This is a genomic window from Bacillus sp. TH13 (assembly GCF_016651175.1).
Lineage (GTDB): Bacteria > Bacillota > Bacilli > Bacillales > Bacillaceae_G > Bacillus_A > Bacillus_A thuringiensis_S.
Genome location: NZ_JAEKEJ010000025.1, coordinates 2,956,662 through 2,972,256 on the forward strand (window position 1 = coordinate 2,956,662; position 15,595 = coordinate 2,972,256).

The window sequence follows — 15,595 nt, forward strand, 5'->3', positions numbered from 1 at the left end:
TCTATGAGTATTTCATCATCGTGTGCGGACAAATTAAAAAGAGCAGCTAGCAAAAGCTAACTGCTCTATTAAAGGGATCTCTCCAAGGGGGAGTGGAGAAAATATTATGTTACTAATATTATTGACAGATTATTGAGAAATATACAATCGGATGAACGATAATTTAAATAATCTTTCATCATTGACAGTTTATAAAATATTCGTGTACAATATTTATGAATGACATTCAGTCATTTTTATGTGACAGAATGCAGTTAGCTTAGAAATGGAACAAATACAATGGTAAATGAGGATGATAGTGGTTAATATAGTATTGATGAAAGAGTATATTTTTTTAAAATAAAAATGACTGATAGTCAGTCATAAGAGGTGAGAGGTATGAAAAATAGAGCTTGGTTATATGTCATATTAACATGTATCTTTGAAATTTTTTGGGTGTTTGGTTTTAATACGGCTAATACTTGGTGGCATTGGATTATTATTTTAGGAGTTATCGCTGTTGATTTTCACTTCCTTTCTAAAGCGTGTGAACATCTTGCAACAGGAACTGTATATGCTGTTTTCGCTGGAGCTGGTACGGTAGGTACTTTCTTAATGGATGTATTTCTTTTCGGTGGAAGTTTCAGCGCAGGCAAACTATTCTTCATTCTTATGGTAGTAGCCGGCGTTATCGGTTTAAAGTTAGCTGACAATAAAGAAGAAACTGTGGAAGGAGCTGCTTAAAAATGGGTTGGTTTTTCGTATGTTGTGCTGCAATTAGTGAAATAGTCGGTGTGATAGGACTTAAAATGTATAGTAAAGATAAGACATTAGCCAATGGTGCGATTTATATAGGTGGGTTTGCTACATCCTTCGCATTTTTGTATACTTCCTTCTTATTTTTACAAGTAAGTGTCGCATATGCGGTTTGGATTGGTATCGGAACAGCAGGTGCAGTTTTGTTAAACATGTTCTTGTTTGGTGAGTCGAAAAGTAAAGCGCGTATCATTAGTGTGTTTCTTATTGTATGTGGAGTGACAGGATTAAAGGCACTTTCTTAAAGGTATATTGTATTTTTATCTCCTAATTGTTTATTAGGAGATTTTATTATAAAAAAATGATTTCCTCTTAGAGTTCACTATCATTGACAGTACAATCGATTATCTTATAAAATGAGTGACAGTCATTCAATATGCGTGTGAAAGGGTTTAGATGATGAATAAAAAAGAGAAAATTGTCTATGCAGCTATTGAAGTGTTTCAGGAAAAGGGCGTCGAAAAAACGAAGATTTCTGATATCGTGAAATTAGCTGGCATTGCGCAAGGAACTTTCTATTTATATTTTCCTTCTAAGTTATCTGTTATGCCTGCAATAGCAGAAGTGATGGTTGAAAAGATGATACTTGCAGTGAAAGAAAAAGTGCAAAACGATGCGCCTTTCTCAAGTAAAGTGACGCAAGTAATAGATGCGGTGTTTCACTTTATAGCTGAATATCGTGAAATACAAGCTTTAATGTATGCTGGTCTTGCATCTACAGAACATATAAAAGAATGGGAAGCTGTGTATGAGCCCCTTTATATGTGGCTAAGTGAATTTTTAAATGAGGCAAAAGAAGCTGGTGAAATTCGTGATTCGGTTCACGCAGAGCGAACAGCGAAGTTATTTATCGCTCTAGTTGAATCAGCAGCGGAACAAGTGTATCTATATGATCATAAAGATGATGAGCAAGTCGAGCTACAAAAGGCAGAAGTACTAGATTTTTTAACACATGCACTACATATAAAGAAATAGTGAGATGAACCTGTCTGAAAAGGTAGGTTCATTTTTGAGGAAAACTGAATGATAGTCATTCACCTAATGCGTATGTATGTGTGGAAGGATAGTGTGAAATTCTAACGAGTAGGGGGCATCTCTACTCATGACTAGCCCACAAATAGAAGGATAGAGAAAAAGCTTCTTGGGCATTATTTTTTGAGAGGAACTTACGGGAAGAGGTGTTAAAAAGTGAAGAAACCGATAAAAGAACAAAAGATGGTATTGGTCATTCTTTTGAGTAATATATTTATCGCTTTTTTAGGGATTGGATTAATCATTCCGGTTATGCCGTCCTTTATGAATGATATGGGTTTAACAGGGAAGACGATGGGATATCTCGTTGCAGTGTTTGCAATGGCACAGCTCATTACTTCACCTATTACAGGCCGGTGGGTTGATCTTTACGGTAGAAAGAAAATGATAATCATTGGATTATTTATTTTTGGTGTTTCAGAGCTTCTTTTTGGATTAGGAAAAGATGTATGGATGCTTTATGTAGCAAGGGTATTAGGCGGAATTAGTGCTGCTTTTATTATGCCTGGTGTTACGGCATATGTTGCGGATATTACATCTATTCAGGAACGTCCAAAGGCGATGGGATACTTATCTGCGGCTATTAGTACTGGATTCATTATAGGTCCTGGAATCGGCGGATTTATTGCAGAATACGGTATACGTGTGCCGTTTTTCGTTGCAGCAGTAATTGCTTTTATAGCATGTGTGATTTCGATCTTTATTTTAAAAGAACCGTTAACGAAAGAAGCACTTGCAGAGATTTCTTCTAATACGAAGGAATCAAGTTTTATTGGTGATTTAAAGAAATCATTACATCCAATGTATGCAATTGCATTCATTATCGTATTTGTACTCGCATTCGGATTATCAGCGTATGAAACAGTGTTTAGCTTGTTCTCTGATCATAAATTTGGCTTCTCGCCGAAAGATATCGCAGCAATTATTACAATTAGTTCAATCTTTGGGGTAGTTGTGCAAGTATTTATGTTTGGCAAATTGGTAGACATGTTCGGTGAGAAAGTGTTAATTCAAATATGTTTAATTGTAGGTGCAGTATTAGCATTCGTCTCAACTGTAGTCTTTAATTATTGGATTGTACTTCTCGTTACTTGCTTCATTTTCTTAGCATTTGATTTACTTCGTCCAGCTTTAACGACGTTTTTATCAAAAGCAGCTGGAAAAGAGCAAGGATTCGTTGCTGGTATGAACTCGACTTATACGAGTTTAGGAAATATCGCAGGACCAGCGATGGGCGGAATATTATTTGATATGAATATTCATTATCCATATGCATTTTCAGGAGTCGTTTTAATAGTTGGTCTCGGCATTACATTTATGTGGAGAGAGAAACAGTTGGCTGAGAGTTTTGCTAAGTAATAAAACCCCTTACGATGAAGTGAACCCCGAAAACGGGACACCAATCAAAACACCTAAACCACTTGTTCCCTAAATTCTTTAGGGGATAGGTGGTTTAATTTTTCTTGAATTCGCACACAATTGTAGTAATGAATGTATTCTAGCACAATCTTTCGCACAGTTGTGTTGGATACTTTTGTTATCTTTTGTGAATAGAAAGCTTCACTTTTTAAATGACCAAAGAAGCTTTCCATGACGGCATTATCATGGCAATTTCCTCTCCGGGACATGCTGGTGATCATGCCGTTTTCTTTGGCATACGCTTGAAATTCTTTTGCTGTATAAATACTTCCTTGATCCGAGTGAAGAAGGACATCTTTTACTTTTCGCCCTCTCATTGCTTGTTTCAATGTTTTCATCGCTAATGTCAGTGTTTGTGATTCGCTGATGACACAACTAATAATTTCACGATTAAAGGCATCCATGATCGTTGATAAATACAAGGTACGCTCTCCAAATAAGAGATACGTCACATCCGTAAACCACTTTTCATTTGGTTTGGATGCATCGAATTGGCGCTCCAATCGATGAGGGGCTACCATTGGTTCCGCACCATTGATATATTTCTTTTTCTTCCGACGCACTTTTGAAAGAATATGATTTTGTCTCATGATTCGTAATACTTTTTTATGATTGACACACAGTCCCATTTTTCGAAGAGTAGCGGTCACTCTTCGATATCCATACCGGAATTTATGCCTAAGACAGACGTCCTTTACTCTTTCTTCTATATCATCTTTCAGATCTTCCGTTCGTTGTAACCAACGATAAAATGTAGAACGGGGTAATTCTAATACGTTACACAAGTCTTTTACCGTTATTTTTGTTTGTACATTTCTCCATAAAGTAACTACAGTTTCTGGTTTCAGCCCCTTTCGATTTCCAGATACTTTCCCCATACAAGTAATTTTGTTTTTAGATGTTTATTTTCTAAACGTAGCTGTTCTAATTCACTGAGCTCTTTTGGTCCTTTTCCATAAGAATATTGTTTTCCTACAGGTTGTTGAAAACGATACGTTTGATCTGTACGATACCATTTCATCCATGTCTTAATTTGGGAAACATTTTTAATTCCGAGTTTCTCCATAATTGCACGATTTGAATAACCGTCTTTCTTCATTTCAATGACTTTCCACTTTGTTTCTTCTGGGTAATGAACTCTTGTCTTCAAACGAAAAACACCTCCAATGAATTTGCATACTTAGTATGCGAATTCAGGAGGTGTTTTTTCATGTACCACTATTCGGGTTCACTTCACGACGGTAAGGGGTTTTTGTTTTATCCTGATTAAAGTTTCATTTTATAAACTTAATCCAAACCGTTTTAGTTCAATAAAAATCCCCTCTAATTGCTTTCCTTTATCTGTTAATGTGTACTCTACACGAGGTGGAACTTCTGGATATACTTTTCTCGTTATAATGCCTTGAGATTCTAATTCTTTTAGTCGAAGCGATAATGTTTTTGGACTAATACCATCCATTGATTTTTGTAAATCACTAAAGCGTAATGTTCCTTCGATAAGAAGATCACGAATGATTAGAAACGTCCATTTTGTACTAATTACATCAAGCGTTTTAGCGATAGGACAAGGTATGCCAGGTAAACCTTTCGTTAATTCAACTGGATCTATATTGTTCATGGAACAAGCCTCCATAAAATTTTTTGAATGAATTTGCTTTATAGTACCACAAAACTATACTTTTAGTAACTATATGAAAAAAATATCACTACTTCCATAAAGGAAGATAGTGAATATACAATAGCAATACGAAATACAAAGGGTTTAGATGAAGAGGAGGTGATTTTCATGGGGATAAAAAAGTTGTTTAGATTTCTTAGTTTGTTTGTTGTTTGTATTGTACTTGTAGCATGTGGTGTGGAGGAAAAAACTGAAGTCCAGTTATTAAAAGAAATGCCAAAGCCAAAAGCAATGACAATTGATTCTTCACTAAGTAAAGAGAAAGCGACAGAAATGGTTCATGCAGCGCAGCGTTTTTATGCATTTTGGAATACAGGTAAGGAGGAACTTATTCCGCAGACTGTTACCGAAAGTTTCTTCGATAATACGTTACCAAAAGGCCGTCCACAAGGTGTTGAAGGATTAAAGTTTGCAGCGCAAAATTTTCATAAAGTCGTTCCTGATATACATTGTGAGATTGAAGACTTATTAGTTGTTGGTGATAAAGTAACAGCCCGTCTTTCTTTTACAGGAACGCATAATGGGAAGAAAATCAATTTTTTTGCCATTGATATTTTACATGTGAAAGACGGAAAAATAACCGAAGATTGGCATTTAGAAGATAATCTTACGCTGAAACAGCAACTTGGGTTAATAGCCGAGGAATAAAATAAGGGAGAGAAAAGCGATGAAAAATATATTCATTATAAATGGACATGAAAAATACGGTACAAAGGAAGGACGATTAAATAGAACGTTAGTTGATTATATGGTTACTGTATTAGGAGAGAATCATCATGTGAAAACAACAACGATTCAAGATGGTTACAATATGAAAGAAGAACAAGATAAATTTTTATGGGCCGATGTTGTAATTTATCAAACACCAATTTATTGGTTTAGCGTTCCAGGATTATTTAAAACGTACATGGATGAAGTATATGAATACGGTTTGTTCTTTAAAGGTGCAGATGAATATGGAACAGGTGGTTTATTAAAAGAGAAAGAGTATATGTTCTCTACAACTTGGAATGCACCTGAAAAAGCATTTGGAGATAAGACGAAGTTCTTTGAAGGAGAAAGTTTAGAATCAACGCTTAGTCATTTACACCGCGTGCAGAAGTTTCTCGGTATGAGTCCGTTAAAGAGTTTTGCTTGTTATGATGTGGTGAAGAATCCGGATATAGAGCAATATTTATTGAACTTGAAAGATCATTTAGATGGAGTAATTAAATAGTAGTTTATATTTGTATGTGAAGAAGGTACTACTAAGGAGGTAGTACCTTCTCTTTTTATAAAAACTCACACTTTAATAAGTGGATGGTTGTATCCATAACTTCGCAAAATCTGCCCAACCAAATGAATCAATTGTTACGTTTTTTAAAGAAGAAGGATATGTTTTTCTTTTTAAAACGTGATAGTTAAATAAAATGATGTGTTCTGTTTGTAAAAATTCTTCGATCTTATACATGAGCTCATAGCGTTTCTCTTTATTTTCTTCTAATAAAAATGTATCAAGTAAACAATTAATTTGTTTTTCGTAGTGCGGGTCCATGAACCGATTTACGAAGCAACTTTTATTTTTAAATACATTTAAGAATGCAATTTCATGATTGGCAGCAAACACTTCTCCCATGAAAATAATATCGGCATGTTTATCAATAGAGCGATCCATATAATCTGAAACGGGAAATGGGTGAAGCGCTACTTGTATACCTAAACTTTCACATTGTTCTTTTAGGAAATATGCATCATTTGCACTATCTTTAAATGCGAAGAAGTAAATATGTATCGTTTCTCCATTATAGGTGCTCTTTTTTAAATACTCTTTCGCTTTTTCTAAAGAGTAAGATCTTTTAGAAGCTTGGCGACTTCTTTCAGGGAAGAAGCTTGATGCAGCAATTGTTCGTCTACCCTCTATGTTACGAAGTATCATTTCAACATCATATATTTCTCTCCAAGCTTTTCGGAAGTAAATGTCGTGGTGGGGACCAGGTTTTGTAAAGTTAAAGCCAGCATAAATGCAGCCTATTTCTTCTACTAGTATGTCGTACCTTTCATTTTCTTCTTCGTTTGGTAGTTCATAATCAGCATCTATTTGCACATGGTCAGGAATACCCCAAAATTCAATACGGTCTAATAACGCGCGCTCTTTAAAATAATGGGTGAACGCTTCGAGTACGATATTATCTTCAGAGTAATGAGCAAGCTTGAAAGGTCCAGTACCTATATAATGATGATTTTGAATACTCGTATCACGCGGTAAAATAGCGAGCTGCATGGAACTTACATAGTGTAAGAAAAATAAATTTGGTTTTGCTAAATGGAATCGAATTTGCAGTGGTGATGGTGTTTCAATTTGAATAATTTCTTCTGTTAACCATTCGAAAGGGGATTGAACTTGCCTTAGTCTTTCAAATGAAAATTGTACATCTTTAGAAGTTAAAATTGTTTCGTTATGAAAATATATATCTTTTCGTAAATAAAAGGTCCACGTAAGTCCATCTGCACTTAATTCCCACGTATGCGCAATGTGAGGCTCCATTTTTTCAGTAACATCGTTATAGACGACTAACGTATCAAAAATTTGACTCGTAAGATGGCTCTCTGTAGTTACAGCCACAAAAGCCGGATCTAATGGGAATATCTTTCTCGATATAGGAATCTTTAATACGTCGTACATATCATTTGAAGGTTCGTATCCAAAATGATGATGTAGTTTATTTTCTATCTTTTTTTGAAGTGCAGGGGGTAGGGGTTCTTTTTAAAGAAGAAAGATATCTTTTAATTTTTCTTGCGCTAACAGTTCATCTGTATAGGACTCAATCGCTTCTACGAAATTATGTATAAATAGAATTTCCGTTTTATTTCCGCGGCCTCGCCCTGGAGTCCAGCTAATTAATTGCTCCTCGCTCATTTTCTTTAATAAAATCTTTACGTTTTTCGTACTGCAATATAAAACAGCCGCTAATTCTTGTAAGCTATTTCGCATATGTTGTTGATCTTGTGCATGTAGTCTTAGCCTAATGTAATAGTCCATAATTTTCATATATACACTTCCTTCTATTATAAAAGGGGAAACTCTTTAGAATATTCTAACCTTTTTCTTCCTTTTTTTCAAAGTAAAATAAGTAAGCATAAGGAGGGGAAACAATGGGATTCTGGAGTATGCATCGAAATATAAAAATTAGAATTATAACTTCGTTTTTAACACGTACTGTGTCCACGATGATTTTTCCATTTATGGCGATTTATTTTTCAATAAAGTTAGGTAGTGTGATTGCTGGTGCTTTACTACTTATTAATGTCATAGCTTCATTAGTAATTGGTTTATACGGTGGATATGTTGGGGATCGGCTTGGGCGTAAAAAGGTTATGATTATCGGTCAAAGTATACAAGTCATTTCCATTGCTTGTATGGGAGTTGCGAATTCGGATTACGTTGACTCACCATGGCTAACATTTGTGTTTATGTTAGTGAATAGTTTAGGGTCTGGACTTATGAATCCTGCGACAGAGGCGATGTTAATTGATGTGAGTACACCTGAAAATCGAAAAGTGATGTACAGCATAAACTACTGGGCTATTAACTTATCCATTGCAATCGGAGCGATATTTGGTGGATTACTATTTGAAAACTATAGATTACAATTGTTTATCGTATTAACTCTTGTTGCTATTATTACTCTATATGTAATGGCAGTATATATGGAAGAGGTGTATGTAGCTAGAAAAACAGTAGAGAAGAAAAATGTATTAAAAGATATGGCGGATAGTTATAAAGTTGTAATGAAAGATAAAGCGTTTTTAATTTTTTGTGCAGCAAGTATATGTACATTGTCTTTAGAGTTTCAAATTAATAATTATCTAGGAGTCCGTTTGCAGAAGGAATTTGAAACAGTACAATTTTTCTTCGGTAATGGTTTTACGTTTGATTTAACGGGTATTCGAATGCTGAGCTGGATATCAGCAGAGAATACAATTTTAGTTGTGTTATGTTCAGCACTTCTTATTAAATTGCTGAAAAGCTTTAACGATTTGAGAATCTTATATGTAGGCTTATTCATTTACACGATTGGCTTTACAATACTCGGAACGAGCAATAGTTTATGGATTTTATTAATTGCAGGGCTTTTCCAAACGGTAGGCGAGATGATGTATGTGCCAGTGCGTCAATCTATTATGGCAGATATGGTGCCAAATGAGGCGAGAGGTTCTTATATGGCGATTAACGGAATGGTCTTTCAAGTGGCAAAAATGAACGGGGCATTAGGTGTTATGCTAGGTTCATTTATTGCATCTTGGGGCATGAGTGCTCTGTACTTTATCGTTGGTATGAGCAGTATTTTACTATTTATGAAAGCGATAGGGAAGGAGAAGTATGAGGATGAGAGAAATGTTTCTCAAATTGGATGAAACTATATAAAAGCGAACCAGTTATACTGGGACTCGCTTTTTATATAATTTTTAGAACGGATCAACTTCAGCTAAATCAGGATTGCTATTTGGATTTGTTAATAAGACTTTCAGCTCACCTACTTCAGAGAGAGCGACGAGGATATAACCACTAATAAGGACGACGAGTCCGATGACTCTTAATGTTTGCAGTGTAATGTCACGGCTATTGTTTTCGGAGTTGTCTTGGGGCGTTGAAGGTGGATTGTTATTCATAAATAAGGCTCCCATCTTGTGTATTTATATATGTGCGAAATCATTATTTAACTTATGGATAGGAATTATATAGTCATTTTCACTATATGAGAACTGTTTATGAAAAGTGATAAGAAATTTTGGGACGAGAAAAGAGGGCGTCTCACAAAATCATTGAAAATGAGTTTTTTTGGCTTTTCATACAAATAAAAAGGTTAACCAAAGTAGTCATTTAGCTACTTTGGTTAACCTATAATAACTATCCTAATATACGTAACGATTCTTCAATAAAAGCTGGGATGTCCTTCGGTTGTCTACTTGTGACTAACTGATTTTGGCATACGACTACTTCTTTGTCGTGAAAGTTTCCGCCAGCGTTTTTTAAATCGACTTCAATAGATTTATATCCAGTTACATCACGTCCTTCAAGTGCTTGTGCAGTAATGAGTAGTTGGGGGCCGTGACAAATAGCGAAAACGGGTTTTTCCGCATCCATAAATGCTTTACTAAAGCGTACAAAACGCTCATCTGCACGAAGTATATCCGGGGAAAATCCACCCGGTATGAAGAGGGCATCAAAGTTCTCTGGAGAAACATCATCAATACTTTTATCAATCACGATTTCACTTTTTCCTTGCTTACCGTGTACCGTTTTACCTTTTTCCATTTCGATGGTTGTTAATTCATATCCCTTTTGATTAAAAGCTTCTACCGGCTCTGTGTATTCTGTGTCCTCGAAATAATCCGTTATTAAAATAGCAATTTTTTTACTCATTGCAGTCAGCTCCTTACATTATAGTATCGGTTCCAGAATCATCCTTGAGCAATGCCTTTTATAAAGTGAAACTTTAATTCGTATTTTTTCATTCCCTCCAGTTCCTTTGCCCTGTTAATTTAATACATACCCTTTTTATTAGGATGTAAACATGTATTATCGTTTTTGTATGTAAAAATCATAAAATATCGGTTGTTTCAGTGATTCTTGTTTGAGGAAGAAAAATAAAAAAGCCAAGGAGATAATTTATTTTGAACTGCATCCCAATTGTTAGACACAGTCTAACAATTGGGGTGCAGTTCATTTTCTCCTTGGCTTTTAAGGCAATTCGTTTCGTTAAAACGAAGAAACGCGTTGCTTCGTTTTTGGTACAATAATAAATTTGATCCAGAGTAACCCGATAATCATAATGATAAGGCTATGTAAAAATTGTCCTGTAGCAAGGAGTATAACAATTGAAAATACAATGAGTTGAATGCTTAACAATATAAAGATTAAGCGAAGGAATTGATTCATTCGTTTTTCAATATGGATTGGATACAATGCTACAATAATATTTCCCGAAAAATATTTCCATAGTGAACGAAGCTGCATAGAGATCATATATAGAACGATATAAGCGATAGCGCCTTTTACGTATATGTTTGGTATAAAATATAAGGCGAAGGCATCGATCAATCCTAAGCGAATATATATACCGAAATAATCATTCCCACGTAAAAATGCGAGTGTATGTAAATAGAAGAAAGTTGCTCGTTTTTTATGTAATAAAGGTTCAATCCAATTTGTAAGCCATTTTCTTTTATTTACTTGTTTATTCAGTTGCGGAACATCGGTGAAGATGCTAGCGAATTGATAAAAACGAACGTTCATTTTTTCTTCTTGCTCGATTATGTAATCCCACGGTATTCGTTTTGTAGGCTGTTTTTTCGTGTATATAAGCAAGAAAGCAAGTAATAAGAGTAATCCACCCAATATGAGAACATTCGCGGAATAAAACAGCATGTAAATGTTTAAGGCGTTACAAGTAATACGAATGATCAGCCATATGTTTTTTTCGTGACTATCACGCCAGATCCAATGTATGTACATGTTCCAAGCTTTCGTAATCATTAACACGATAAAGATTGTACATAAAAAAGGTACAGTTAATTGCAATGATTGCATAGCAAGTGGTACGAGAATAAGGAAAGTAAATAATAATGGAAAAAGCTGAATGATGTAATTGTATAGAAGAGATTTTTTGAAATAGGATGTTAGTTTCTCTTCTAATGCAAGTAAATAGACAGCATCAGGTTTTTGAATAAATGTACGGATAGGGCATCTCGTTATAATGAATGTAAGTACAATCGTTATGAGTAGTAAAGATATTCCTTTAGAAGGAGATGCTTTTAGAAACTGGGCATAATAATATGCACCAACGCATGAAATAAAGATGAAGCTATATAGTAAACCGTTAATCATACGTGCAAAGTATGTAATGATATTTTGAATATGTTGTTGGAAGCGACTGCTCCATAGCGATTCGATTGACATGTTTTTCACCTCTTTGTTCTATTATATATGTTTTACAAAAGAAAAAACGAGCAAATTGCGTTATGCAACTTGCCCGTTTTTCTTTTCGTTATTTTTTTTCTGATCACGATTCATTAATGGATAGAAAGCAAATCCGATTACGAATAAACCAATTCCGAGAAGGAACGTTTTTATATCGGATGCGCCGGTTTTAATAACCCATAGTGCGTAGCAGAGTGCGATTACTGCGACTATACCATCTGTAATTCTTGCCCGCATTTCATTTTTATATGTTTCACCAGTAGCGACTAGTTTTAACTGGAAGATTGGTGAAACGAGATATGGAATGAGGTAGGCTAGTGTTGATACGGTAATAACGAATGTATAAGCTTCCGCAATTGTTCCTGATAATGTTGAGAATAAGAACACTTGCGACATAATGTTTGTTAATCGTAATGAGTAAATTGGACTTCCTTTTTTATTTGTTTTTGTGAAGAAGGAAGGGAAGAAACCTTCTTTTGCTGCTTGATATGGTACTTCTGAGCTTAATAAAATCCAGCCTAAGATAGAACCGAACAGGGAAGTAAGAGCAAGTAATGCCATCAATTTCCCGCCTCCATGACCCATTGCAGCGTTTAGCGCATCTGCTAATGGACGTTCCGAAGCTTGTAATTTATCAACATGAAGTACACCCATTGTTAAAATTGTAATTCCTAAGTAAATTGCAACTGTAATAAGTAATCCCGCAACTGTTGCACGTTTTACCGTTTTTGGAGAAACAGCACGGTTTGATAAAAGAACAGCTGATTCAATTCCGATAAATGCCCAAAGTGTTGTAAGAGCAGCTAAGTTTACTTGTGAAAGAAGGCCGTGTGATACACCTGATTTATCGATCATCGGTGTGTACCATTGTCCAAACTTAGAAGCTTCGAATGCAAATAACGTAACGACGATGAATAAAAGGAATCCAGTTACTTTCGTTGTTGTTGCTAAGAAGTTTAGTTTTCCAGCTCCACTTACACCGTTTGTTAATATAATATGAGTTCCCCAAAGTAAGATAGAACAAATAGTAAATGTAATTAGTTTCCCGACTTCTATGTTAAACGAACCGATTGAAAATAGTAGTCGTGTATCTTTCATAATTGGGAAGAAGAGTGATAAATATCCCGCAAATGATGTAATGATGGCAACGTTACTTGCCCAGTTTGCAACCCAATATCCCCATACCATACTGAAGCCAGCCATTTTTTTCTTTTTTGGTGTTGAGAATAAAGCATATGCATGACTTTGTGGTCCTGTCGTTAAATCAGGACGACGAATTGCTAAATTACCGAAAACAAGAGCTAGCATTAAAACACCAAACCCTGTAGTTAACCAAGCTAAAGTGACACCGAGTGGGCTTGCTGTTTGTGCCAACGTACTTGGCACCATGAAAATACCAGCGCCAACCATGTTACCGACAACGAAAGCTGTTAGTACCCAAAAGCCCCATTTTTTTTGTTGCATAGAAAATACCTCCAAAGTTAGTATAACCAAGTCAAGCGAGGAGATATGTATGTCTTCCTGAGTCAGGAAGAGAAGTCCCAAACAAAACAAAAAAAGCACGTAATCTGCCGCTACATGCTTTCTATCTTATAAGAAACCCACGACATACCTCTCGATAGCTCTCCACAAACGAAACGTTTGTGACAGTTCTGCACTTATTAAATGCAGACCCAGCAAGTGTGCATGGTGGACACGACTTACTTCGGCAACCATTCCTTTCTCATTCCTTCATCAATGCCACTACATCTCCTGAAATGATACTCTTAATGATTGCAACCTCTACCTCACCGAGATACGAATGAGGATTTAAATATTAAATTAACGTCTTTAAGAGTAACAAATGAATTTTTATACGTCAATGGATATAGTAATAATCAGATTATAGAGAAGAGTTTGTGATTAGGGATGAATAATTATTTGATATAAAAAGAAGCTGATCTAAAACTAGATCAGCTTCTACATATAAAATTAAACTAAGTTTAATACTGTTACTTTTTCACGTGTCATAGACTCAAGGCTCTTACGAATACCTTGTGCGCCCATACCTGAACCTTTTACACCAATGAATGGGAAGTGGTCAGGGCCGCGCTCTGTGCGTCCGTTAATTTGAACAGAACCAGTTTCGATTTTGTTAGCAATTGCAAATGCTTTGTTAATGTCTTTTGTGAAGACACTTGCTTGCAGACCGAACTCTGATTTGTTAGCAATCTCAATTGCTTGCTCATCTGAAGAAACACGGATGATTGGAAGGATTGGGCCGAATGGCTCTTCCCAAGCAACTTTCATTTCTTCTGTTACGTGGTCGATTAATGTTGGGTAAATTAAGTTACGCTCACGTTTGTTACCAATAACGATTGTTGCACCTTTTTCTACAGCGTCGTCAACTAAACCTTGAACGAAGTCAGCAGACTTGTCGTCGATTAATGGAACGATTGTGCTGTCTTGTTCTGGAGATCCAACTGATAGTTCAGCTACTTGTGCTTTTACTAAGTCAACAAGCTCGTCCGCTACGTTTTCGTGTACAAGTACACGTTTAATAGCTGTACAACGTTGACCAGAGTAAGAGAATGCACCGCTTACGATATGGTTTGCAGCATCTTGTAAGTCAGCATCTTCACGAACGATACCAGGGTCTTTACCACCAAGTTCTAATACAAGTGGAATCATTGCAGCTTTTTTCGCTAAATGTTTACCTGTGTTTGTACCACCTGTGAACGATACCATATTGATGCCTTCGTGCTCTACTAAGTAGTCACCAATTACAGAACCGCGTCCTGTAGCTACGTTTACAAGACCTTTTGGAAGGCCAGCTTTATGAAGTGCTTCAACCATTTTAATACCACTAATTGCACCTTGAGTTGCTGGTTTGAAAATAACAGCGTTACCCATAATTAATGCTGGTGCAAGTTTTGCAGCAGATAAGTTTACTGGGTAGTTAAATGGTGCGATTGCTAATACAACACCAAGTGGTGCGCGTTGGATAATCGCAAGTTTAGATTTCGTTCCGCCAGGGAAGCTATCGCCCATCATGCTTTCTCCGTGCATATGTAGAGCTTCTTCGATAGTATAACGAATGAAGTCAGCTGTACGAACAACTTCTTTCTTCGCATCTTTATAGCCTTTACCGACTTCTTTCATAATGATATCGGCAATTTCATCCTGCATATTTACGAGCTCATCAGCCCATTTATATAAGTATTTTGCGCGATCTTGTAGGGAAGCTTCAGCCCATGATTTTTGAGCTTCTTTTGCAGATGCAATTGCTTCATCTACTTCTCCGCGAGTAATTGCTTGTACTTGTCCAATTACTTTGTGTAAATATGGAGATGGAATTTCGATTGTTTCTCCTGAAGAGCTTTCTCTCCATTCTCCGTTTAAATAAAATTTGTAAGTATTGCTAGTTGTCATGATTAGTCCTCCTAAAATAGCAACTTGTAAGAGTGAGTATAAGGTGATTGTAGGGGGTTTGATAACATTTTTCAAATGAAATGTTTGTGAAAACGATTTCTTATTATTTTTTTATTTTGTATGCCCTTTCTTACGGAATATTCTCTTATTTCAAATTGATTTATCGTATCATGAATCCTCTTCATTTTTTATGATTGTCGTGTATTTTATATTATGTGTAAAAAAATAATTGACAGAATACTCAATAAAGTTGTAAGATTATAAATGGAAAATAAATGAAAGGGGTGTGCGTAATGATT

General features: G+C 35.7%; 14 protein-coding genes, 1 pseudogene and 1 riboswitch. Of the genes and pseudogenes, 7 read left to right on the top strand and 8 right to left on the bottom strand.

What is annotated here, in order from left to right:
- Positions 1–378: 378 nt before the first annotated feature.
- The 4 genes from JFU02_RS23750 to JFU02_RS23765 all read left to right on the top strand — a co-directional run bounded on the left by JFU02_RS23750 (position 379) and on the right by JFU02_RS23765 (position 3,186).
- The gene (locus tag JFU02_RS23750) at positions 379–723 is read left to right on the top strand and encodes a DMT family transporter (RefSeq protein WP_000796020.1); all 345 of its coding nucleotides are present in this window, start codon (positions 379–381) and stop codon (positions 721–723) included.
- Between the two features lie 2 nt (positions 724–725).
- Complete coding sequence (locus tag JFU02_RS23755; protein WP_000539667.1) at positions 726–1,040, top strand: DMT family transporter; 315 nt, start codon at positions 726–728, stop codon at positions 1,038–1,040.
- A gap of 151 nt (positions 1,041–1,191) precedes the next feature.
- Positions 1,192–1,770, top strand: a complete 579-nt coding sequence (locus JFU02_RS23760; RefSeq protein ID WP_001996782.1) for a TetR/AcrR family transcriptional regulator — start codon at positions 1,192–1,194, stop codon at positions 1,768–1,770.
- Between the two features lie 213 nt (positions 1,771–1,983).
- Positions 1,984–3,186 carry an MFS transporter gene (locus JFU02_RS23765; RefSeq protein WP_086406522.1) on the top strand — a complete coding sequence of 401 codons (1,203 nt, stop codon included), beginning with the start codon at positions 1,984–1,986 and terminating at the stop codon, positions 3,184–3,186.
- A gap of 53 nt (positions 3,187–3,239) precedes the next feature.
- Here the strand turns inward: JFU02_RS23765 and JFU02_RS23770 are convergent.
- Both JFU02_RS23770 and JFU02_RS23775 read right to left on the bottom strand, forming a co-directional pair.
- Positions 3,240–4,396 (bottom strand): IS3-like element ISBt2 family transposase gene (locus JFU02_RS23770; protein ID WP_097821174.1). Its coding sequence is split into 2 segments (ribosomal slippage): positions 3,240–4,144 and positions 4,144–4,396, totalling 1,158 coding nucleotides; the frame shifts between segments, so codons are not numbered across the junction.
- A gap of 129 nt (positions 4,397–4,525) precedes the next feature.
- Positions 4,526–4,864 (bottom strand): winged helix-turn-helix transcriptional regulator, encoded by a 339-nt coding sequence (locus JFU02_RS23775; RefSeq protein WP_001059470.1) that lies wholly within the window; start codon positions 4,862–4,864, stop codon positions 4,526–4,528.
- A gap of 168 nt (positions 4,865–5,032) precedes the next feature.
- Here JFU02_RS23775 and JFU02_RS23780 point away from each other — a divergent pair, with 168 nt between their 5' ends.
- The gene (locus tag JFU02_RS23780) at positions 5,033–5,572 is read left to right on the top strand and encodes an ester cyclase (protein ID WP_000511568.1); all 540 of its coding nucleotides are present in this window, start codon (positions 5,033–5,035) and stop codon (positions 5,570–5,572) included.
- Positions 5,573–5,591: 19 nt separating this feature from the next.
- Positions 5,592–6,140, top strand: coding sequence for an NAD(P)H-dependent oxidoreductase (locus tag JFU02_RS23785; protein ID WP_000789194.1), 549 nt, complete (start codon positions 5,592–5,594; stop codon positions 6,138–6,140).
- Positions 6,141–6,212: 72 nt separating this feature from the next.
- Here the strand turns inward: JFU02_RS23785 and JFU02_RS23790 are convergent.
- Positions 6,213–7,952 (bottom strand): annotated as a pseudogene (locus tag JFU02_RS23790) (SgrR family transcriptional regulator).
- A 104-nt stretch (positions 7,953–8,056) separates the two neighbouring features.
- Between JFU02_RS23790 and JFU02_RS23795 the strand changes: the two are divergent.
- Positions 8,057–9,319, top strand: coding sequence for an MDR family MFS transporter (locus JFU02_RS23795; protein WP_000508233.1), 1,263 nt, complete (start codon positions 8,057–8,059; stop codon positions 9,317–9,319).
- Positions 9,320–9,370: 51 nt separating this feature from the next.
- Here the strand turns inward: JFU02_RS23795 and JFU02_RS23800 are convergent, their stop codons facing one another.
- From JFU02_RS23800 to gapN, 5 genes are all read right to left on the bottom strand, one after another.
- A complete protein-coding gene (locus JFU02_RS23800; protein ID WP_001063872.1) occupies positions 9,371–9,574 on the bottom strand; it encodes a hypothetical protein in 204 nt (67 codons plus the stop codon).
- 238 nt (positions 9,575–9,812) lie between these two features.
- Positions 9,813–10,328, bottom strand: coding sequence for a type 1 glutamine amidotransferase domain-containing protein (locus JFU02_RS23805; RefSeq protein WP_000037542.1), 516 nt, complete (start codon positions 10,326–10,328; stop codon positions 9,813–9,815).
- Between the two features lie 336 nt (positions 10,329–10,664).
- Entirely contained in the window at positions 10,665–11,864 is a 1,200-nt protein-coding gene (locus JFU02_RS23810; RefSeq protein ID WP_201071718.1) for an ABC transporter permease, read from the bottom strand.
- 60 nt (positions 11,865–11,924) lie between these two features.
- A complete protein-coding gene (locus JFU02_RS23815) occupies positions 11,925–13,349 on the bottom strand; it encodes an amino acid permease (protein WP_001186292.1) in 1,425 nt (474 codons plus the stop codon).
- Positions 13,350–13,496: 147 nt separating this feature from the next.
- A riboswitch (Lysine riboswitch) is annotated at positions 13,497–13,678 on the bottom strand.
- A 178-nt stretch (positions 13,679–13,856) separates the two neighbouring features.
- Positions 13,857–15,296 (bottom strand): NADP-dependent glyceraldehyde-3-phosphate dehydrogenase, encoded by a 1,440-nt coding sequence (gapN, locus tag JFU02_RS23820; protein WP_000213644.1) that lies wholly within the window; start codon positions 15,294–15,296, stop codon positions 13,857–13,859.
- Positions 15,297–15,595: the final 299 nt, after the last annotated feature.